Annotated in this window: 23 protein-coding genes and 1 pseudogene; 10 read left to right on the forward strand and 14 right to left on the reverse strand. The window is 71.9% G+C overall.

Features of this window, described 5'->3' with window-relative positions; genetic code table 11:
* Both AVW09_RS17925 and AVW09_RS08960 read left to right on the forward strand, forming a co-directional pair.
* A pseudogene (locus AVW09_RS17925) lies at positions 1-277 on the forward strand (hypothetical protein); the annotation flags it as partial.
* A complete protein-coding gene (locus AVW09_RS08960) occupies positions 274-543 on the forward strand; it encodes a DUF6457 domain-containing protein (protein ID WP_063257751.1) in 270 nt (89 codons plus the stop codon). The pseudogene AVW09_RS17925 and the gene AVW09_RS08960, both read left to right, overlap by 4 nt.
* A gap of 105 nt (positions 544-648) precedes the next feature.
* Here the strand turns inward: AVW09_RS08960 and AVW09_RS08965 are convergent, their stop codons facing one another.
* Together AVW09_RS08965 and AVW09_RS08970 are read right to left on the reverse strand one after the other, a co-directional pair.
* On the reverse strand, positions 649-1,431 hold the full coding sequence (locus AVW09_RS08965) for a citrate/2-methylcitrate synthase (RefSeq protein WP_082822899.1): 783 nt from the start codon (positions 1,429-1,431) through the stop codon (positions 649-651).
* Between the two features lie 435 nt (positions 1,432-1,866).
* Positions 1,867-2,241, reverse strand: a complete 375-nt coding sequence (locus tag AVW09_RS08970) for a hypothetical protein (RefSeq protein WP_063257753.1) — start codon at positions 2,239-2,241, stop codon at positions 1,867-1,869.
* A gap of 66 nt (positions 2,242-2,307) precedes the next feature.
* Here AVW09_RS08970 and AVW09_RS08975 point away from each other — a divergent pair, with 66 nt between their 5' ends.
* On the forward strand, positions 2,308-3,054 hold the full coding sequence (locus AVW09_RS08975; protein ID WP_063257754.1) for a DUF429 domain-containing protein: 747 nt from the start codon (positions 2,308-2,310) through the stop codon (positions 3,052-3,054).
* A 35-nt stretch (positions 3,055-3,089) separates the two neighbouring features.
* Here the strand turns inward: AVW09_RS08975 and AVW09_RS08980 are convergent, their stop codons facing one another.
* Entirely contained in the window at positions 3,090-3,842 is a 753-nt protein-coding gene (locus AVW09_RS08980; RefSeq protein ID WP_063257755.1) for an SDR family NAD(P)-dependent oxidoreductase, read from the reverse strand.
* A 390-nt stretch (positions 3,843-4,232) separates the two neighbouring features.
* Between AVW09_RS08980 and AVW09_RS08985 the strand changes: the two genes are divergently transcribed.
* Together AVW09_RS08985 and AVW09_RS08990 are read left to right on the forward strand one after the other, a co-directional pair.
* Positions 4,233-4,607: an ArsR/SmtB family transcription factor gene (locus AVW09_RS08985; RefSeq protein ID WP_063257756.1), complete on the forward strand. Its 375-nt coding sequence runs from the start codon at positions 4,233-4,235 to the stop codon at positions 4,605-4,607.
* A gap of 18 nt (positions 4,608-4,625) precedes the next feature.
* Positions 4,626-5,603: an SRPBCC family protein gene (locus AVW09_RS08990; protein WP_063257757.1), complete on the forward strand. Its 978-nt coding sequence runs from the start codon at positions 4,626-4,628 to the stop codon at positions 5,601-5,603.
* A 134-nt stretch (positions 5,604-5,737) separates the two neighbouring features.
* Here AVW09_RS08990 and AVW09_RS08995 read toward each other — a convergent pair whose 3' ends face one another.
* The 3 genes from AVW09_RS08995 to AVW09_RS09005 all read right to left on the reverse strand — a co-directional run bounded on the left by AVW09_RS08995 (position 5,738) and on the right by AVW09_RS09005 (position 8,143).
* Positions 5,738-6,181: an iron chaperone gene (locus tag AVW09_RS08995; RefSeq protein WP_156496039.1), complete on the reverse strand. Its 444-nt coding sequence runs from the start codon at positions 6,179-6,181 to the stop codon at positions 5,738-5,740.
* Positions 6,182-6,449: 268 nt separating this feature from the next.
* Entirely contained in the window at positions 6,450-6,905 is a 456-nt protein-coding gene (sufU, locus tag AVW09_RS09000; RefSeq protein ID WP_063257759.1) for a Fe-S cluster assembly sulfur transfer protein SufU, read from the reverse strand.
* Positions 6,902-8,143: a SufS family cysteine desulfurase gene (locus AVW09_RS09005; RefSeq protein WP_063257760.1), complete on the reverse strand. Its 1,242-nt coding sequence runs from the start codon at positions 8,141-8,143 to the stop codon at positions 6,902-6,904. The genes sufU and AVW09_RS09005 overlap by 4 nt, the downstream gene beginning before the upstream one ends.
* A 185-nt stretch (positions 8,144-8,328) precedes the next feature.
* On the opposite strand from AVW09_RS09005, the gene AVW09_RS09010 reads away from it, so the two are divergent.
* Positions 8,329-8,802, forward strand: a complete 474-nt coding sequence (locus tag AVW09_RS09010) for a hypothetical protein (protein ID WP_063257761.1) — start codon at positions 8,329-8,331, stop codon at positions 8,800-8,802.
* A 186-nt stretch (positions 8,803-8,988) separates the two neighbouring features.
* Here the strand turns inward: AVW09_RS09010 and AVW09_RS09015 are convergent, their stop codons facing one another.
* Genes AVW09_RS09015 through AVW09_RS09040 form a run of 8 tightly spaced genes read right to left on the reverse strand, consistent with a single transcriptional unit; the run spans position 8,989 to position 17,139 of the window.
* On the reverse strand, positions 8,989-9,660 hold the full coding sequence (locus AVW09_RS09015; protein ID WP_063257762.1) for a response regulator: 672 nt from the start codon (positions 9,658-9,660) through the stop codon (positions 8,989-8,991).
* Entirely contained in the window at positions 9,657-12,251 is a 2,595-nt protein-coding gene (locus tag AVW09_RS09020) for an ATP-binding protein (protein ID WP_082822900.1), read from the reverse strand. The genes AVW09_RS09015 and AVW09_RS09020 overlap by 4 nt, the downstream gene beginning before the upstream one ends.
* Entirely contained in the window at positions 12,248-12,427 is a 180-nt protein-coding gene (locus tag AVW09_RS17685) for a hypothetical protein (RefSeq protein WP_156496040.1), read from the reverse strand. Before AVW09_RS17685 ends, AVW09_RS09020 begins: the two co-directional genes overlap by 4 nt.
* Positions 12,428-12,455: 28 nt before the next feature.
* Positions 12,456-13,040 carry a potassium-transporting ATPase subunit KdpC gene (gene kdpC, locus AVW09_RS09025; protein WP_063257763.1) on the reverse strand — a complete coding sequence of 195 codons (585 nt, stop codon included), beginning with the start codon at positions 13,038-13,040 and terminating at the stop codon, positions 12,456-12,458.
* 11 nt (positions 13,041-13,051) lie between these two features.
* On the reverse strand, positions 13,052-15,193 hold the full coding sequence (gene kdpB, locus AVW09_RS09030; protein WP_063257764.1) for a potassium-transporting ATPase subunit KdpB: 2,142 nt from the start codon (positions 15,191-15,193) through the stop codon (positions 13,052-13,054).
* A 2-nt stretch (positions 15,194-15,195) separates the two neighbouring features.
* The gene (gene kdpA, locus AVW09_RS09035) at positions 15,196-16,878 is read right to left on the reverse strand and encodes a potassium-transporting ATPase subunit KdpA (protein WP_063257765.1); all 1,683 of its coding nucleotides are present in this window, start codon (positions 16,876-16,878) and stop codon (positions 15,196-15,198) included.
* Between the two features lies 1 nt (position 16,879).
* The gene (locus AVW09_RS17250) at positions 16,880-16,960 is read right to left on the reverse strand and encodes a potassium-transporting ATPase subunit F (protein ID WP_022878711.1); all 81 of its coding nucleotides are present in this window, start codon (positions 16,958-16,960) and stop codon (positions 16,880-16,882) included.
* Entirely contained in the window at positions 16,957-17,139 is a 183-nt protein-coding gene (locus AVW09_RS09040) for a hypothetical protein (RefSeq protein ID WP_063257766.1), read from the reverse strand. The genes AVW09_RS17250 and AVW09_RS09040 overlap by 4 nt, the downstream gene beginning before the upstream one ends.
* Positions 17,140-17,370: 231 nt before the next feature.
* Between AVW09_RS09040 and AVW09_RS09045 the strand changes: the two genes are divergently transcribed.
* The 4 genes from AVW09_RS09045 (at position 17,371) to AVW09_RS09060 (ending at position 19,667) form a co-directional block, all read left to right on the forward strand.
* A complete protein-coding gene (locus AVW09_RS09045; RefSeq protein ID WP_063257767.1) occupies positions 17,371-17,700 on the forward strand; it encodes a PadR family transcriptional regulator in 330 nt (109 codons plus the stop codon).
* Position 17,701: 1 nt separating this feature from the next.
* A complete protein-coding gene (locus tag AVW09_RS09050; protein ID WP_063257768.1) occupies positions 17,702-18,064 on the forward strand; it encodes a DUF1048 domain-containing protein in 363 nt (120 codons plus the stop codon).
* 68 nt (positions 18,065-18,132) lie between these two features.
* Positions 18,133-18,909, forward strand: a complete 777-nt coding sequence (locus AVW09_RS09055; protein ID WP_063257769.1) for an ABC transporter ATP-binding protein — start codon at positions 18,133-18,135, stop codon at positions 18,907-18,909.
* Positions 18,906-19,667: an ABC transporter permease gene (locus AVW09_RS09060; RefSeq protein WP_063257770.1), complete on the forward strand. Its 762-nt coding sequence runs from the start codon at positions 18,906-18,908 to the stop codon at positions 19,665-19,667. Before AVW09_RS09055 ends, AVW09_RS09060 begins: the two co-directional genes overlap by 4 nt.
* Positions 19,668-19,732: the final 65 nt, after the last annotated feature.

Here is a 19,732-nt window from a genome sequence, read left to right on the forward strand (position 1 = left end):
CGCGCTGCCGCCGATCCCCGCCGACGCCGACGGGGTCTGCCTCGTCGAGGGCGGTCGACCCCAGTGGCTCACGGGCCGCTACCGGGCCGCGGCGCTGCGGGAGGTGGCATCCACGATTCCGGACGGAGGACGGGATGCCGCGATGCGGACGCTCCTCGGAAGCTTGCGGATCGCGTTCGTCGACGCGCCCGCGGCGCTGTCGCGCGACATCGACACGTGGGACGATCTGACGGCGGCCGGAGGCTCGGCCGCGAGCGAGCCCGAGGAGGAGCCGTGACCGAATCCCGCACCCTGCCGCCCGAGGCCCTGAACGAGTGGAGCGCGGCGCTCGCCGAGCGCTTCGGGCTCGCGGAGGGCGATGTGCCGATCGCGCTGGTCCTCGACCTGGCGCGCGACGTCGCGAACGGCGTGGCGCGGCCCGCCGCCCCGTTGAGCGCGTTCGTCGCGGGCCTCGCCGCGGGCCGCGCCGGGGGCACGCCTGCCGACACCGAGGCCGCGGTCGCCGCGGTCGTCGAGTTGGCGAAGGGCTGGAAGGCGGGCTGACGGCCCCACCGTCGGGCGGAGTTCTCGAGAGACACGCCGGGAGGCGGCCTTAGGCCGCGGCGTGTCGGGCACGGACTCCGCGTGACGGCACGGCAGCGCGGGCGGTCACGGCCCCACATACTCCCCGCGCGGGCGCAGCCGCATCGCGGGCTCGGCGTACTCGGCGGCGATGTGCGCGATCCACCCGGCCGTGCGGCCGACGACGAAGACGGTGGCCGCGGTGTCCTCCGGAAGTCGCGCCGCCGAGGCGAGGGCCGCCAGCGCCAGATCCACGTTCGGCGCGAGGCGGGCGCGGTCGGCGACGACGTCCTGAAGTCGGCGCACGGCATCCATCGTCCCCTCGCCGTCGGGCAGAGTGGCGAGGAGCGGGAACAGGGCGTCGGCCCGGTCGTCGACGCTGTCGTAGAGCGGATGACCGAACCCCGGGATGCCATTGCCCTCCTGCAGCGCTTCGGCCAGGGCCCGCTCCGGCTCCAGCCCGCGGCGCACCCGCGCCAGCAGGCGGGCGGTGCGGGTCGCCGCGGAGACGTGGAGCGGGGAATCGGCGGCGCCGAGCGCCGCGCTGACCGCGGCGTATCCGTCGGCGCGCGCGGAGGCCGCGACCCGCGCCGCGAAGGTCGACACCGCCAGGTCGTGGTCGATGAGCAGCACGAGAGCGGCGTTGACCGCCGCGACGACCGGGTCCGACGGAGCGGGGATCCAGGTCCCGGGAGGGATGCCACGGCCTCGGAGGGCGTGATCTCCGCGGTGACGACGATGACCTCGGCGCCGGACTGCGACGAGAGGACGAGCGTGCGGCATCCGAGCGACATGGCCGCATCCCCCGCGAGGAGGGTGCGGCGGCCGCTGACGGAACGCCCGCCGCCGGTCGGGGCGTCGACCTGGCATCCGGTGCCGAGCGCGAGGTCGCCCGTGATCTCGCCTCGGTGGACGTACACGAAGGTCGTCGATCCGATCGGGAGCACGAGCTCTCCGCCCGCAGCGAGAGCGACGCGGCGGGACGAGCCCGTGCGCACGTCGAGGGTGTCGAGGGCGCGCTCCAGGGCGTCGGTCATGCTTTCCCGAACGGTCCCGGGTCGCCGGGCATTCCGCGGGTGCGCTGCCGCCACCCGTTCAGTGTCCAAGACACGCGGATGCCACACAGCGCAGTCCGCGTGTCTTGGACACTGAATCCGGGCTCTGCGCCTCACGTCCTGACGACACTCGGCGGTCGACCCTGCCGGTCTGCGCGCCCCAGTGTCCAAGACACGCGGATGCCAAGGCATCCCGTCCGCGTGTTGTGGACACCGAACGGGCACACGGCGCCCTGCCCGGCGCGGGACCTCAGGAGAGGAAGCTCGCGCCGCTGAACAGGCCGATCGCGATCGACAGCAGGAACGCGGCGACGCCCGAGATGAAGCCGGCGGCGGCGAGTTCGCGCGCCATGCGCGCGTTCAGACTCAGGATGCCGAGCACGAACGACACCACCGCGAGCGCCCAGATGCCGATCTGGATCCACAGGAACTGGTCGAGCTCGGCGACCGCACTCACCGAGACGAGGAAGAAGTGCCAGGCCACCACGATCACGCCCGTGACCACCGCGATGATCGACACCGCGCGCAGGTCGCCCTTCGGCGTCGGGGGTGCCGGGGGCTCCTTCCGCGGCGGCACGTTCAGCCCCGGCTCGAGGGAGTCGGGGAGTTCGTCGTCGGCGGGCATGGGTCGATCCTCCCAGGTTCGCGGGGCGCGGGCCACGACGTCGGACGCCCCGCGTAGCCTGCGGGGATGAGAACGATCGGCGTCGACCTCGCCGCAGGGGTTCCCGGCACCGCGCTCGCCGAGATCGTGTGGTCGTCGGGCGGGGCGCGCCTCGTGCGGCTCACGGTGGGGGTCGATGACGCCGGGATCGTGGCATCCATCGGCCAAGACGGCTGGCTCGGACTCGATTGTCCGCTCGGGTGGCCCGACGCGTTCGTCGACTTCGTCCAGGCCCACCACGGGGGCACCGCGCCCGCGCTCGGCGAGGTCGACGGCGGAGCCGACTGGCGCCGTGGCCTCGTCTACCGCCGCACCGACGCCGTCGTGCGCGACCGCATCGGCCGCTGGCCGTTGAGCGTCTCGACCGACCGCCTCGGAGTCACGGCCCTGCGCGGAGCCGGACTCCTCCGCCGACTCGCGGCCGGCGGCTTCCCGGTCGACCGTGCCGCTGAGGGCCGCCTGTTCGAGGTGTATCCCGGCGGCGCACTGAGGATCTGGGGCTTCGACACCACGAAATACCGAGTGGATGCCACCCGCCGGGCGACTCTGCTCGCGGTGCTGCAGCAGCGGGCGCCGTGGTTCGACGTCGGCGAGTTCGCGGCGCTCGCCGTGGCATCCGCCGACGCGTTCGACGCGGTGATCGCGGCCCTCGCGACGCGCGCTGCCGCGACGGGCCGTTTCGTCCGGCCCGGGCCCGGCGATCTCGAGGTCGCGCGGCGCGAGGGGTGGGTGGCTCTGCCGGAGGGGGAGTTCGAGGAGCTCGCGCGGCCCTGACCCGTCAACGGGCGCGGGCCGCGCGGCATCCGGGATCAGGAGGCAGTGTAGCCGCCGTCGACCAGGTGGTAGCTGCCCGTGATGAAGCTCGCGGCGTCGCTGGCGAGGAAGGCGATGAGGTTCGCGACCTCGTCGGGCTTGCCGAGGCGGCCGATGGGGTGCTTGCTCACGAGGAATTCCTTGACGTCGTCGCCGACGGCGTCGAGCAGCGGGGTGTCGATGAAGCCGGGTCCCACGGAGTTCACGCGGACGCCCTGGGCCGAGTACTCCAGCGCGGCGTTCTTCGTCATGCCCACGACCGCGTGCTTGGCGGTCACATAGGCGGGGGAGGTGGCGAAGCCGACGCTGCCGAGGATCGACGCGACGTTCACGACCGAGCCGCCGCCGTTGGCGAGGATCGAGGGGATCTGCGCGCGCATGTTGCGGAACACGGCGTTGAGGTTGATCGCGATGACCTTGTCCCACGCTTCGTCGGTGTACTCCGCGGTCGGGGCGGCGGCGCCACCGATGCCGGCGTTGTTCACGCCGATGCGGAGCGGCGCGAGGGTGTTCGCGAGCTCGACGGACGACGCGATCCACGCGACGTCGGTGGCGTCGCCGACCGAGGCCTCGGCCGTGCCGCCGGCGGCACGGATCTCCTCGACGACCTTGTGGGCGTGGTCGGCGTTGAGATCGTTGACGACCACGGCGGCGCCGTTCTGGGCCAGCAGCAGGGCGGTCGAGCGCCCGATTCCGCTGCCCGCTCCCGTCACGATCGCCGAACGGTTCGCTACGTCGTACTGAGCCATGGGTGGCCTTCTTCCCGGGCGGGCGCGGTGCCGGGAGATCTTCTCGGACGGTCCGTCCTCGTGCTTCGAGCCTACCCCTCCGGTGGGTGATGAATGCGCGTGAATGGAATTTGGGCCGGGTGCAAGAACCCCTGCGGTGTGGGGTGCGGGGGCGGCACGCGTCGCGGGTGCACGGCATAACCTCCGTGATTCGCGCCGGGTCCGTGGCATCCGGTCGCTCCTGGCTGAGTGTGCGCAGATCGCTGAGGTTGCGCGGATCGCGGAGGTTGCACAGACCGCTGAGCGTGCGCAGATCGCGGAGGTTGCGCGGATCGCGGAGGTTGCGCGGCCAGGACTTCGCGGGCACTGATCCCTTGCCGCCGCCCGCCACCGCTGCTAACGTGCAACCAAATGGTTGAACGATTGGCTCCCACCGACGCCGACATCGACCGCGTGTTCCACGCGCTGGCCGATGCGACGCGGCGCGACATCGTCCGGCGCACGCTCGTCGCCGAGCAATCGGTGTCGGCGCTCGCCGCGGGGTATGCGATGTCGTTCGCGGCGGTCTCGAAGCACATCGGCGTGCTCGTCGAGGCCGGCCTCGTCCGCAAGCGCGCCGAGGGGAGGGAGCGTCTCGTGAGCGCCGAACCCGCGGCCATCGCGCACGTGCAGCGCCTCCTCCGCTCGTACGAAGACCTCTGGCGCGGGCGCATCGACCGCCTCGACGCCCTGTTCGCCGAAGAAGCCGAAGACCCGGATGCCGCGGCATCCAGCCAGCCGAACTGAGAAACGAAGGAGTCCCTCATGCCCGTCACCTCCGTCGAGACCGACGCCGAAGCGCTCACGCTGACCCTCATCGCCGACTTCCCGGTCGGCCCCGAGCGGCTGTGGGCGGTGTTCAGCGATCCGCGGCAGCTCGAGCGGGTGTGGGGTCCTCCCGGCTGGCCGTCGACTTTCGGCTCGTTCGACTTCACGCCCGGCGGGCGCGCGACCTACCGCATGACCTCGCCGACGGGGGAGCGGGCGAACGGCCGCTGGGAGTTCGTGTCGATCGACCCGCCGCGCGGGTACGAGGTCATCGACTCCTTCGCCGACGACGACGGCGAGCCGATCGACACGATGCCGGCGATGCGCATGACGTTGACGTTCGAGGCGACGCCCGAGGGCTCGCGCCTCACGAGCGTTTCGCGCTTCGCGTCGACCGAGGCGCTCGAGCAGGTCGTAGCCATGGGCGTCGTCGAGGGCTCGACCCTGGCGATGAACCAGCTCGACATCGTGGTGCAGGACCTCCGCGACTACGCGCAGGGCAAGGGCACGCAGCTCGAGGTGCTGAGCGACCAGCACGTGCGGATCACGCGGCTGATCGACGGTCCGCGCGACCTCGTGTGGCGCGCGCACACCGACCCCGACCTGATGCGGCGTTGGCTGCTCGGCCCCGACGGCTGGCGCATGACGGTGTGCGAGATCGGCGACACCGTCGGTGCGACCTACCGCACCGCGTGGGAGCCCGAGGAGGGGACCCCGGGCGAGGGCTTCGGCTTCGACGGCGAGGTGCTGTACGTCGAAGCACCGCGACGGGTGGTCCAGACCGAGCACATGACCGGCACCGACTTCCCGTCCACGACGAACGACCTCTCGCTCTACGAGGAGGACGGCGTCACGCTGTTGACGCTGCTCATCGAGTATCCGGATGCCGCCACCCGCGACATGGTCCTCGCCACGGGCATGGTCGGCGGCATGGAGGACAGCTACCGGCGGCTCGAGGGCGTGCTCGTCGGCTGAGGTCGTGGCATCCACGAGTCTCGGATGTTCGCAGGATCGCGCGAAGTTTGCAGAATTCGGGCTGGAATCTGCGAAGAACGCGGGATTCTGCGAGCTTCGGCCCGGATCCGTGGATGCCACGCCCCGGCGCCGCGTCAGGCGGCCGGGGCCGCCCGGCGCACCAGCTCGCGGATCTTCTGCTCGACCTCGGGCGTGACCTCGATCACGGCGTACGACACCGGCCACATGGGGCCGTCATCGAGCTGCGCCGTTTCGTCGAAGCTCACCGTGCCGTAGCGCGTCTTGAACTTCGACGCCGGCTGGTAGAACACCACGACCTTGCCGTCCTTCGCGTACGCGGGGAAGCCGTAGTAGGTCTTGGGCGTGAGGTGCGGAGCCTCCTCGAGCACGATGACGTGCACGCGTTCCGCGACCGCACGGTCGACGCCCTCGAGCTTGTCGATCGCCTCGAGGCACGCCTCGTTCTCCTTCTCCAGCTTCGCCGCACCCTTCAAGCCCTTCATGGCCTTGAGTTCTTCGGCGCGCTGTTTCATCGCCGCGCGTTCGTCGTCGCTGAATCCCGCTCCGTTTGCCGCCATGGCATCCATCCTTCCGACGTCGTCGCTCCGCAGGATAGCGCCGACCGGTTGCGCGGGGGAGGGCGCAAGGTTCGGGATCTGCGCTGCGTGAGTCGGCGGGGGCTGGATGCCGCTGAGGTTGTGCGGATTGCTGAGGTTGTGCGGCGCGGGTCGGACCGGGGCGCAAAGTCAGTGATCTGCGCTCGGTCAGCCAGGCGGGGCTGGATGCCGCTGAGGTTGTGCGGATTGCTGAGGTTGTGCGGCCGGACAGGCGCACCGGCCGAGCGGGTCAGGCCTGGCGCAGGCCCTCCTCCAGCGCGACCCACGCGAGCATCGCGCACTTCACGCGCGCGGTGTACTTCGAGACGCCGGACAGCGCCGCGGCGTCGCCGAACGTCTCCTCGTCGAGGGGGATCTGGCCGCGCGAGCGCAGGGCCTCGCGAAAGCGGGCGATCAGCGCTTCGGCGTCGGCCGTCGGCATCCCGTCGTCACCGCCGTCCTCGTCGAGCAGGGCGACGAGCATCGACGCGGACGCCTGCGAGATCGAGCAGCCCGCGCCCTCCCAGCTGACGGATGCCACGCGGCCGCCGTCGACGTCGACCCGCAGCGTGATCTCGTCGCCGCAGATCGGGTTGCGCTGATGCACCGTGGCGCTGTGCGCGCCGGGGTCGGCCAGTCCGAAACCGCGGCGGTTCTTCGAGTGGTCGAGGATCAGGTCCTGGTACAGGGATTCCAGGCCGCTCATGCGTGCACCCCGAAGAAGCGGCGGACACCGGAGACGGCATCCAGGAAGGTGTCGACCTCGTCGGTCGTCGTGTGGATCGCCGCGCTCGCGCGCACCGACGCCGCGAGGCCGAAGCGGCGGTGCAGCGGCTGCGCGCAGTGGTGGCCGACGCGGACGGCGACGCCGCGGCTGTCGAGGAACTGCCCCACGTCGTGCGCGTGCACCCCCTCGACGTCGAACGCCTGCAGGGCGACGCGGTCGGCGGCATCCGTGTCTCCGAGCAGACGGATGCCGTCGATCGAGCGAAGTCCCTCGCGGAGGCGTCGTTCGAGCGCCGCCTCGTGCGCGTGCGCGGCGTCGCGATCGAGAGCGCCGAACCAGCGGACGGCGGCGGCGAGCCCGATCGCCTGCGACACCGGCTGCGTGCCGGCCTCGAAGCGCTGCGGCGGCGGCAGGAACTCCGCCTTCTCGAGCGTGACGGTGGTGATCATGGATCCGCCGGTGGTGAAAGGCGGGAGTGAGGCGAGCACCTCTTCGCGGCCCCAGAGGCCGCCGATCGCGTAGGGGCCGAAGATCTTGTGGCCCGAGAAGACGGCCAGGTCGACCCCGGATGCCGGCAGGTCCAGCACGAGGTGGGGTGCGGACTGGCACGCGTCGAGGACGGTCAGCGCGCCGACGCTGCGGGCGAGGGTGACGAGCTCGGCGACGGGGTTCACGATGCCCAGGACGTTCGAGACGTGCGGGAACGCGACGACCTTGGTGCGCGCGCCGATGAGGCCTTCGGCCGCGGCCATGTCCAGCGTGCCGTCGTCGTGCACGGGGATGTGGCGCAGGCGCGCGCCGGTGCGGGCGGCGAGCTCCTGCCACGGGATGAGGTTCGCGTGGTGCTCGGCCTCGGTCACCACGATCTCGTCGCCCGCGCGGAGGCGCCCGGCGTAGCCGAGTGAACCCGCGACGAGGTTCAGGCCCGCGGTCGCGCCGGAGGTCCACACGAGCTGCTCGGGCGTGCCCCCGACGAACTCCGCGACGGCCGCGCGGGCGTCTTCGAACAGTTCCGTCGCCTCGGCGGCGAGCGTGTGGGCGCCCCGGTGCACCGCGGAGTTGGCGGTCTCGAGGAAGTCGCGCTCGGCATCCAGGACCGCGCGGGGCTTCTGGCTCGTCGCGCCGGAGTCGAGGTAGACGAGGGGTCGGCCGTCGATCTCGGTGCCGAGGATCGGGAACTCGGCCCGCACCGCGGCCACGTCGAAGGGGAGGGTCACGCTTCTAGGCTACGCGGCGGCGGGTGGGCCGGGGCTGGGTCCCAGGGGGGCGCTGACCGGCGCCGGCGCCAGCCCCGCCCCGCGCCGGGCCCGCCCCGCGCCGGGCCCGTGAGGAACCGCGCCGCGGCCGCACGGAAAGCGTCAGTGCCCCGGAGCCCCGGCCCCCGCGGGCGTAGACCGGATGCATGACCCTCACCGCCCTTCTCCCCACCCTCCGCTCCAGCATCCCGGCCCCCTTCGACGCGACGGCCTGGCCCGCCGGCTCGACCCCCACGCTCGACGATGTCACCGTCCGCGCGGTGTCGATCGGCCGCTACGCCGACATCTGCGGCACGCCCTGCGTGTGCACGGGCCCCGCGGTGATCCCGGCGTCGGGAGGGGTGGCATCCACGATCCTGTCGACGACGGTGGTGGTGGCGACGGTGGTGGATGCCGAGCCCCGCACGCTGCGCATCGACGCGTGCGTCGCGGGACTCGACGCGGTGTGGCGCGAGGCGCGTCTGCTCGGACGGGTGTCGCACGCGTACGACGAGCAATTCGCGATCGTCGACGCGCGCGGCGTGGCCGCAGGGAGCGTGATCCTTCCCGGGGACGTCCGGTCGGGGGACCGCGTCGCGTTCCCGTGCCCCGGATGCCACACCGTCGGCGAGGTCCGCTGATGCTGCTGCACTCGATCGTCTACGCGTGCCGCTGCGCCCGCGTGCAGGCGGAGTTCGAGGCCGTCGAGGCGGAGGAGGCCACGGAGCCCGCGCCGAACTCCGGAGATTTCGGCTGAGTCCGGGCCGGATCCCGCGCGGCGGAGCCGAAACGGCGGATTTCTCCGGAGTTCGGCACGCGCCCCGGCCCTACAGCACGAGCCGGTAGCCCATGCCCTGCTCGGTCAGCAGATGCACCGGCGCCGACGGCTCGGCCTCGAGCTTCTTGCGAAGCTGCGACATGTACAGGCGCAGATACCCGCTGTCGGCGACCTGCTCGCTCGCCCAGATCTCCTTGAGGAGCGTCTGCCGCGTCACGAGTGAGCCGGGGTTGCGGGCGAGGAACTCCAGCATCCGCCACTCCGTCGGGGTCAGGTGCACGCGGGAGCCGGCGCGCGTGACGGCCTTCGCGGCGAGGTCGATCTCGACGTCGCCGAATCGCACGACCGACTCCCCGCTCGCGGGAACGGCCCGCCGCCCGTGCACCCGCAGGCGGGCGAGCAGCTCGTCGATCTGGAACGGCTTGGTGACGTAGTCGTCGGCGCCGGCATCCAGCGCCTCGACTTTGTCCGCGGAACCGGTGCGGCCGGACACGACGATGATCGGCGCGGTCGTCCATCCGCGCAGGGCCTGGATCACCTGCACGCCGTCGAGATGCGGCATCCCGAGGTCGAGCAGCACGATGTCGGGGTGCGCCTGCGCGGCGAGGGTGATCGCCGCCGCTCCGTCTGCCGCGGCGACAACGTCGTATCCGTGCGCGGCGAGGGTGATCCGCAGCGCCCGCACGAGCTGCGGATCGTCGTCGGCGATGAGGACCTTCATCGGGTCTCCGTTCGGGGAAGGGATGCCGGGGCCTCGGCGTCCCGCGGGGCCTCGGGCGTCGTGTCGCGGCGGGCTGCCGCGCCCTCAGCGTCGCGACGGGCACCGGCATCCGCCGCCACCGGCAGCGCGATCACCATCGTCAGCCCGCCGCCGGGGGTGTCCTCGGGGGTCAGCGTTCCGCCCATGCCCTCGGCGAACCCGCGCGACAGCGCGAGGCCGAGGCCGAGGCCGACGGTGTTGTCGGTGTCGCCGAGGCGCTGGAACGGCGCGAACATGTCGCCTCGGCGTTCGGGAGCGACGCCGGGGCCGTGGTCGATCACGCGGATCTCGGCGACCCCGCCCAGGCGGCTCGTCGCCACTCGCGCCCGACCCCCGTCGGGGGTGAAGCGCACGGCGTTGCTCAGGACGTTCACGAGCACGCGCTGCAGCAGCACCGGGTCGGCCTGCAGCGGCGGCAGGTCGGGGTCGAGCGCCAGCTCGACGTCGTCGGGACCGAGGCCGAGCTCGTCGAGCGCGACCAGAACGATCCCCGCGGCGTCCACCGGAGCCAGCGACACCGCGAGCACTCCGGCCTGCACGCGGCTGACGTCCAGCAGGTCGGTGACGAGCACCGACAGCGTGGCCAGGCTCTCGTCGGCGGTCTCCAGCAACTCGCGGCGATCGTCCGCGGAGAGCTGATCGCCGGCGGCGCGCAGTCCACCGAGCGCGGCGACGGCGGCGGCGAGAGGCCGGCGCAGATCGTGGCTCACCGCCGAGAGCAGGGCGCTGCGCACCTGGTCGGTGGCGGCGAGGACCCCCGCCTCGGCGGCGGTCTCGGCCAGATCGGTGCGCTCGAGGGCGGCGGCGAGCTGCGCGACGACGACGTCGAGGAGGCGCCGCTCCGTGGCATCCAGGTCCCTGCCGTGCAGTTCGAGGACCGCGCGTCCGTCGCCGACGGGCACCGAGGTCGCCCGGCCATCGCGGACCGGTTCGCCGTCGGTGGCGAGCACGGATCCATCGGATGCCACGAGTCGCACGCCCGCGAGCGCGAACGCCTCGCGGGCGCGGGAGACCAACGCCGGCACCGCGCTCTCGCCGCGGAGGACGCTGCCCGCCACCGTGGCGAGCAGCTCGGACTCGGCGGCGGCCCGACGTGCGGCGCGGGCACGCCGAGCGGCCTGGTCGACGACGACGCTCACGAGCATCGCGATGACGACGTACAGCACCAGGGCGATCGCGTGGATGGGGTTGGCGATCGTCACCGTGTACAGCGGCTGGATGAACAGGAAGTCGAGGGTCAGCCCCGACAGCACCGCCGCGAACACCGCGGGCCAGATGCCGCCGATCAAGGCCACGACGACCACGAGCAGCTGGTAGGCCAGGACGTCGGTGGTGATCGACTCCTCCGTGCCCGTGGCGATGAGCAGCCACGACAGCACCGGTCCGCCCGCGAGCGCCGTCACGAAGCCGAGGATGCGGCGCTTGGCGCTCAGCGCGGGACCGGCGAGGCGGGGGAGCGCGAAGCGTCCGCCGGCGCGCGCGTGGTTGACGATGTGCACGTCGATGTCGCCGGAAAGGCGGATCACGGTCGCGCCGATGCCCGGGCCCGTGAGGGCGGCGCCGAGGCGTCCGCGGCGGCTGACGCCGATGACGAGCTGCGACGCGTTCACCGACCGGGCGAAGTCGACGAGGGCGGCCGCGACGTCGTCGCCCACGACCTGGTGATACGTGCCGCCGAGCGACTCGACGAGCGCGCGCTGCGCGGCCAGGGCGCCGGGTTCCTCGGCGCGGAGCCCGTCCTGCGTCGACACGTGCACGGCGAGCAGCTCGCCGCCGGCGGAGCGGGCGGCGATGCGGGCGCCGCGCCGGATCAGCGTCTCGCCCTCCACGCCACCGGTGAGCGCGACGACGACCCGCTCGCGCGCCTGCCATGACCCCTCGATGCCCTGCTCGACGCGGTACCGCTGCAGCGCGGAGTCGACCTCGTCGGCGAGCCACAGCAGCGCGAGCTCGCGCAACGCGGTGAGGTTGCCGAGGCGGAAGTAGTTCGACAGGGCCGCGTCGATCCGCTCGGCGGGATACACGAATCCGGATGCCAGCCGGTCGCGCAACGACTGGGGGGCGAGGTCGACGACCTCGATCTGGTCGGCCGCGCGGACCACGGCATCCGGAACCGTCTCGCGCTGGACGACACCGGTGATCTTCTCGACGACGTCACCGAGCGAGGCGATGTGCTGCACGTTCACCGTCGTGATGACGTCGATGCCCGCATCGAGCAGGGCCTCGACGTCCTGCCAGCGTTTCTCGTGCGTGGACCCGGGGGCGTTGGTGTGCGCGAGCTCGTCCACCAGCGCGATCTGGGGGCGGCGGGAGAGCACGGCATCCAGGTCCATCTCGTCGAGGTCGACGCCCCGGTGCGCGACGGCGCGGCGCGGGACGACCTCGAGCCCCTCGGCCTGCGCGGCGGTGGCGGCGCGGCCGTGCGTCTCGACGATCGCGATGACGACGTCGCGGCCCTCTTCGCGGAGCCGGCGCCCCTCCTCGAGCATCTCGTACGTCTTGCCGACGCCCGGCGCGGCCCCGAGCAGCACGCGCAGGTGCCCGCGCTTCACCGGGCGCTCCCGTGGTGCGGCGGGTTCAGTGTCCAAGACACGCGGATGCGCCGCGCGGCCAACCGCGTGTCTTGGACACTCAACGTGGAGGCGGTGCCGGGCACCGCCGCGGCGCCGGGCGCGCCGAACCGCCGTCGCCCGGGGAGGGCGACGGCGGCGGCGGGAAGCGTGCGCATGTCAGCGATTCTCGCGCGTCACGCCGCGTCAGAGCGCGTCCAGCGCGCGGTTGAGCTCGAGGACGTTCACTCGCGGGCCGCCGAGGAACCCCAGGTCGCGCGGCAGCGTGTGCTGCGCGATGAGCGCTTCGACGTCGGAGACCGGGATGCCACGGGCGTCGGCGATCCGCGCGGCCTGCCGTTCCGCGTTGGCGACGGAGATGTCCGGGTCCAGGCCCGAGCCCGACGAGGTGACCGCGTCGGCGGGGATCGCGCCGGAACCGTTCAGCTGCTCGAACGTCGCGCGGCCCTGCTGGATCGACGCGATGAGATCCGCGTTCTCCGGGCCGAGGTTCGACCCGGTCGAAGCGGCGGCGTCCCAGGAGGCGGCGGACGGACGCGACTGGAAGTACTGCGGCAGCGCGGTGCCGTCGGCATCCTGGAACGACTGCGCGATGAGCGACGAGCCGACGACGGTGCCGTCGGCGGACCGCACGAGCGAGCCGTTGGCCTGGGCGGGGAGGGCGAGCTGGCCGATGCCGGTGATCAGCAGCATGTAGCCGACGCCGAGGAGCACAGTGAAGACGAGCATCGCGCGGACGGCGACGCCGGCGGTACGCAGGGTGGTGCGCATGACGGGGCCTTTCAGAAACCCGGGAGCAGGCTCACGACGAGGTCGATGAGCTTGATGCCGATGAAGGGGACGAGGATGCCGCCGAGCCCGTACACGAGCAGGTTGCGGCTGAGGATGCTCGAGGCGCTCGCCGCGCGGTATTTCACACCGCGGAGCGCGAGCGGGATCAGCACGATGATGACGATCGCGTTGAAGATGATGGCGCTGAGCACCGCGGAGGCCGGCGACGACAGTTGCATGACGTTGAGCACCGCGAGTCCCGGGAAGACGCCCATGAACATCGCCGGGATGATCGCGAAGTACTTCGCGATGTCGTTGGCGAGCGAGAACGTCGTGAGCGCGCCGCGCGTGATGAGCAGCTGCTTGCCGATGCGCACGATGTCGATGAGCTTCGTCGGATCGCTGTCGAGGTCGACCATGTTGCCGGCCTCCTTCGCGGCCGACGTGCCGGTGTTCATCGCGACGCCGACGTCGGCCTGCGCGAGCGCGGGGGCGTCGTTCGTTCCGTCGCCGGTCATGGCGACAAGGTTGCCGCCCTCCTGCTCGCGGCGGATGAGCGCGAGCTTGTCCTCGGGCGTGGCCTCGGCGAGGTAGTCGTCGACGCCGGCCTCGGCGGCGATGGCCTTCGCGGTGAGCGGGTTGTCGCCCGTGATCATCACGGTACGGATGCCCATGGCCCGCAGCTCCCCGAACCGCTCGCGGAGGCCGTCCTTGACGACGTCCTTGAGGTGGATCACGCCGAGCACACGCCCCTCGCCCGCCGGCGTGAGGGTCGCGACGACCAGCGGGGTGCCGCCGGACTGGGCGATGGCATCCGTCTCCTGCTGCAGCTGCGCGCGCAGCGTCTCGGGAACGGGCGATCCGGATGCCGCGAGCCAGGCGACCACGGCCGACGCGGCGCCCTTGCGGACCTGCGTGCCGTCGGTGAGGTCGAGGCCGCTCATGCGGGTCTGGGCCGTGAAGGGCACGGGCTCCGCGCCGCGGGGCATCTCGGCGACGATCCCCTGCGCGGCGGCGAGCTCGACGATCGACGTGCCCTCGGGCGTGGGGTCGGCCTGCGACGACATCGACGCGTACTCCGCGAGCATCGGTGCGCCAACGCCCGGCATCGGGACGAGCGCCGACGCGCGACGGTTGCCATAGGTGATCGTTCCGGTCTTGTCGAGCAGCAGGGTCGTGACGTCGCCGGCGGCCTCGACGGCGCGGCCGGACATCGCCAGGACGTTGCGCTGCACCAGGCGGTCCATGCCCGCGATGCCGATCGCGCTCAGCAGCGCGCCGATCGTCGTGGGGATCAGGCACACGAGCAGCGCGACGAGCACCGGGATCGACACCGGCGACGCGGCGTACGACGCGATCGGGTTCAGCACCAGGACCACCACGACGAACACGATCGACAGGCTCGCCAGCAGGATGTTCAGCGCGATCTCGTTCGGCGTCCGCTGACGCGACGCGCCCTCGACGAGCGCGATCATGCGGTCGACGAACGTCTCGCCGGGCTTCGACGTGATGGTCACGACGATGCGGTCGCTGAGCACGCGCGTGCCGCCGGTGACGGCGCTCCGGTCGCCGCCCGACTCGCGCACGACGGGGGCCGACTCGCCGGTGATCGCCGACTCGTCGACGGTCGCGATGCCCGCGACGATGTCGCCGTCGCCCGGGATCAGCTGCCCCGCCTCGACGAGGACGACGTCACCGACGCGCAGGTCGTCCGACGGGACCTCCTCGATCCGGGCGGTGGATGCCAGGGGGTCGGCCTTCGTGTCGTAGGAGACGACGCGGCGGGCGGTGGTCGTCGTCCGCGTCTTCCGGAGCGTCGCGGCCTGCGCCTTGCCGCGGCCCTCGGCGACCGACTCGGCGATGTTCGCGAAGAACACCGTGAGCCACAGCCAGATCGCGATGCCCCACGTGAACCCGAACGGGAGGGATCCATCCCCGCCGCCGAGGAACGGCTCGGTGATGGCGATGAGGGTGGTCAGGGCCGCCCCCACCCACACGAGGAACATCACGGGGTTGCGCCACTGCGACGCGGGGTTGAGCTTCTTCGCAGCGCCGGGGAGCGCGGCGACGATCTGCGCGGCGCTGAAGGCGCGGCGCGGAGCGGCCGGGGTCGGGGCCTCGGCCGGAGCCGGGGCGTGGGTGAGCGTGGACATGGTCAGACGAGTCCTTCGGCAAGGGGTCCCAGGGTGAGGACCGGGAAGTAGGTGAGGGCCGTGACGATGACCGCCACGCCCGCGAGGAGGCCCGCGAACTGCGGGCGGTGCGTCGGCAGGGTTCCGGCGGTGGCGGGAACGGCATCCTGCGCCGCGAGCGAACCCGCCAGGGCCAGCACGAACACGATCGGCAGGAAGCGCCCGAGGAGCATCGCGACCGCGAGGGCCGTGTTGAACCACGGGGTGTTCGCGGTGAGTCCCGCGAACGCCGAGCCGTTGTTGTTCGCCGCCGAGGTGAAGGCGTAGAGCACCTCGCTCAGGCCGTGGACGCCCGGGTTCAGGATCGAGGTGGTCTCGACGTCGTCCCGGATGCCGGGCAGGGCGAAGCTCAGCGCGGTCCCGGCCAGCACGAGCGTGGGCGTGACGAGGATGTACAGGCTCGCGAGCTTGATCTCGCGGGGCCCGATCTTCTTGCCGAGGTACTCGGGCGTCCGGCCGATGAGGAGGCCCCCGACGAACACCGCGATCACGGCGAGGATCAGCATCCCGTACAGGCCTGAGCCGACGCCGCCCGGCGCGATCTCGCCGAGCATCATGTTGATCATCGGCATCATGCCGCCCAGCGCCGTGTAGCTGTCGTGCATCGAGTTGACCGCACCCGTCGAGGTGAGCGTGCTCGTGGTGCCGAACAGCGTCGAGCCGAAGATGCCGAACCGCACCTCCTTGCCCTCCATCGCGCCGCCGGCGAGCTGCGGGGCCGTTCCGGCGCCGGCGAGTTCCGCCCACGTGAGGAGGGCAGCGGATGCCACGAAGATCGCGCCCATGACGCCGAGGATCGTGTAGCCCTGGCGGTCGTCGCCGACGATGCGGCCGAACGCGCGGGGGAGCGAGAACGGGATCACGAGCATCAGGAAGATCTCGAACAGGTTCGTCCACGGCGCCGGGTTCTCGAACGGATGCGCCGAGTTCACGTTGAAGAACCCGCCGCCGTTGGTGCCGAGGAGCTTGATCGCCTCCTGGGATGCCACCGGCCCACCCGGGATCGACTGTGCCGCGCCCGCGAGGGTCGTGGCATCCGTGAATCCGCTCAGGTTCTGGATGACGCCGCCGGCGAGCAGCACGACCGCCGCGACGATCGAGAACGGCAGCAGCAGACGGTACGTGCCGCGCACGAGGTCGACCCAGAAGTTGCCGATGACGCCGCTGCGGCGGTACGCGAAACCGCGCACCAGAGCGACCGCGATCGCGATGCCGACGGCGGCGCTCACGAAGTTCTGGACGGTCAGCGCCGCGAACTGCACCGTGTAGCCGAGCGTCGTCTCGCCCGAGTACGACTGCCAGTTGGTGTTCGTGACGAACGAGACCGCGGTGTTGAACGACAGCGCCTCGCCCGGGGCGTCGAGGCCCAACGAGAACGGCAGCAGCGGCTGCAGACGCATGATCGCGTAGACGGACACGACGCCCGCGGCCGAGAACAGCAGCACCGACCGCAGGTACGCCTGCCAGGTCTGTGAGCCGCGCGGGTCGACGCCGATGAGGCGGTAGGTGCCGCGCTCCACGGCGAGGTCGCGCTCGCCGGTGTAGATGCGGGCGATGTAGTCGCCGAGCGGGCGGTACGCCAGGCCCAGGGCGACGACGAGGGTGAGGCTGGTCAGGACGATGGACCAGATGCTTCCGGCATCCATGTCAGAACTTCTCCGGACGGACGAGCGCGATCACGAGGTAGACGATCGCGGCGACGGCGAGGACGGCGGCGAGGATGCTCATGCGGAGTCGCCCCCTCGCTCGGGTGCGGCGGTGGGGGCGGCGGGCGGCTGCGCGCCGCGGCCGGGGGTGCGCGCGGAGGGAGCGCCGGGCTGCGGGCCCAGCTTCTCGACCCCCTGCGCGATGAGGGCGACCAGCGCGAAGAGCGCCAGGATCGCGACGAGGTAGACGACATCGAGCACGATGACTCCAGGTTCACAGGGCTTCCGCGCGACTGCTGCGGCGCGGGTGCCGCGCGGGGCGGCACGTGTGTCGATGCAACTCCTGTGCGCCGCGGAATCCCGCGGTCCTCACGGTTTCCCTACGGCCCGCCCCCGAACGCATACGGGGCGCTTACGCCGCGGTATTCACTCTTGCTGAGTACCGGTACTCAGTGTTACTTTGTACCGGTAGTCAACGTTGAGGAGTACCGCATGGCGAGACAAGACACCGAGATGCTCAAGGGGGTGCTCGAGGGCGTCGTCCTGGCGGTCCTCGCGCGGCGGCCGGCGTACGGATACGAGATCACGGCCGACCTCCGCGCGCGGGGGTTCACCGACCTCGCCGAGGGCACGGTGTACGCGATCCTCGTCCGCATCGAGCAGCGGGGTCTCGTCGACGTCGAGAAGGTGGCATCCGAGAAGGGGCCGCCGCGCAAGATCTTCACCCTCAACGACACCGGACGAGCGCAGCTCGCCGAAATCTGGATCACCTGGACTCTGCTCGCCGACCGGCTCGAGCAGCTCCGCAACGAAGGGAACTGACATGGCCTGGTACGAGAGGGTGACGGGTGTCCTCGCCCAGAAGAAGCAGTACCGCGCCGATATGGCGCGCATCGAGGCGCTGCCGTCGCCGTACGCGGCCGCGGCGAAGGGGGTGCACCGCTACCTCATGTACTGCGCCGGCGTCACCGACGGCGAGACCTCGGTGGCGATGGTCACCGATCTCGCCGACCTGTGGGAACGCGCGGCCGCCGACGGCACGCCGATCCACGACATCGTCGGCGACGACCCGGTCGAGTTCGCCGAGACCTTTGCCGCCGCCTACAGCGGCAAGAACTGGATCGACAAGGAGCGCGCACGACTGACGTCGACGATCTCCGACGCCGAGCGGGATCAGACCCACTAGCCCCTCCGTGCGATCAGAGCCCCTCCCCGGGGCGCTGTTCGGCGCGCCCGGAAACAGAAAGGAACCCCATGACCACCCCCGCCATCCAGGTGCGCGGTCTCGAGAAGTCGTACGGCGATCTCGCGGTCCTCCGCGGCGTCGACCTCGACGTCGAGAGCGGCACCATCGTCGCGCTCCTCGGCTCCAACGGTGCCGGAAAGACGACCCTCATCCGCATCCTTGCCACCCTCCTGCGGGCCGACGCCGGTTCGGCGAGCGTCATCGGACTCGACGTGCGCCGCGCCGCCGCGGACGTGCGCGGCGCGATCAGCCTCACGGGGCAGTTCGCGGCCGTCGACGAGGTCCTGACCGGACGCGAGAACCTCACGCTCGTCGCCCGCCTGCGCCACCTGCCCGACCCCGCTCGGGTGGCCGACGCGCTGCTCGAGCGCTTTTCGCTGACGGATGCCGCGCGCCGAGCGGCATCCACGTACTCCGGCGGCATGCGCCGGCGCCTCGACATCGCGATGAGCCTCGTGGGCGACCCGGCGGTGGTCTTCCTCGACGAGCCGACGACGGGGCTCGACCCGCAGGCGCGCTCGGAGGTGTGGGATGCCGTGCGCTCGCTCGCCGCGTCGGGCACCACCGTGCTGCTCACGACGCAGTATCTCGACGAGGCCGAGCACCTCGCCGACCGCATCGCGATCCTGCACGACGGCCGCATCATCGCCGAGGGGACGCTCGCGGAGCTCCGCGCGCTGTTCCCGCCGACGACCGTCGAGTACGTCGAGAAGCAGCCCACCCTCGAGGAGATCTTCCTCGCCATCGTCGGTTCCGCCGACTCGCTCTCCGAGGAGGAATCATGACCACGCACGCCCTCTCCGACACCGCCGTCCTCACCGGACGGTCGCTCCGGCACATCCTCCGCAGCCCCGACACGATCGTGACGACCGCGATCATGCCGGTCGCGATCATGCTGTTGTTCGTCTTCGTTCTGGGCGGCGCGGTCGACACGGGCGGCACCGCCTACGTGGACTTCCTGTTGCCCGGCATCCTGCTGATCACCGTGGCATCCGGAATCGCGTACACCGCGTACCGCGTCTTCCTCGACGTGCGCGGCGGGATCGTCGACCGGCTGCGGTCGATGCCGATCGCGCCGGCGAGCGTCCTGTGGGGGCACGTCCTCACGTCGCTCCTGGCGAACGCCGTGTCGCTCGCGCTGGTGATCGGCGTGGCGCTGCTCGTCGGCTTCCGGTCGGGCGCCTCGGTCGGCGCGTGGCTGGGGGTGGTCGGCATCCTGATGGCGTACACGCTGGCACTCACGTGGGTGGCGGTGATCGCCGGACTCGCGGCGAAGACCATCGACGGCGCCAGCGCGTTCAGCTACCCGCTGATCTTCCTGCCGTTCGTGAGCTCGGCCTTCGCGCCCACCGACACCATGCCCGGACCCGTGCGCTGGTTCGCCGAGAATCAGCCCGTGACGTCCCTCGTGGATGCCATCCGCGCCCTGCTCGCGCAGCAGCCCGTCGGCGCGAGCGTGTGGATCGCGCTGGCGTGGTGCGCGGGGATCCTCGCGGTCGCGTGGGTGGTCGCGGTGGCGCTGTTCCGCCGCGCGGGGCGCTGAGCCCTGATTCGGTCCGCGCGCCGTTGCGCCGGGTGTGGGCGGTGCCGTAGCCCGGTTCAGTGTCC

It is taken from the genome of Microbacterium sp. T32 (assembly GCF_001619615.1).
Lineage (GTDB): Bacteria > Actinomycetota > Actinomycetes > Actinomycetales > Microbacteriaceae > Microbacterium.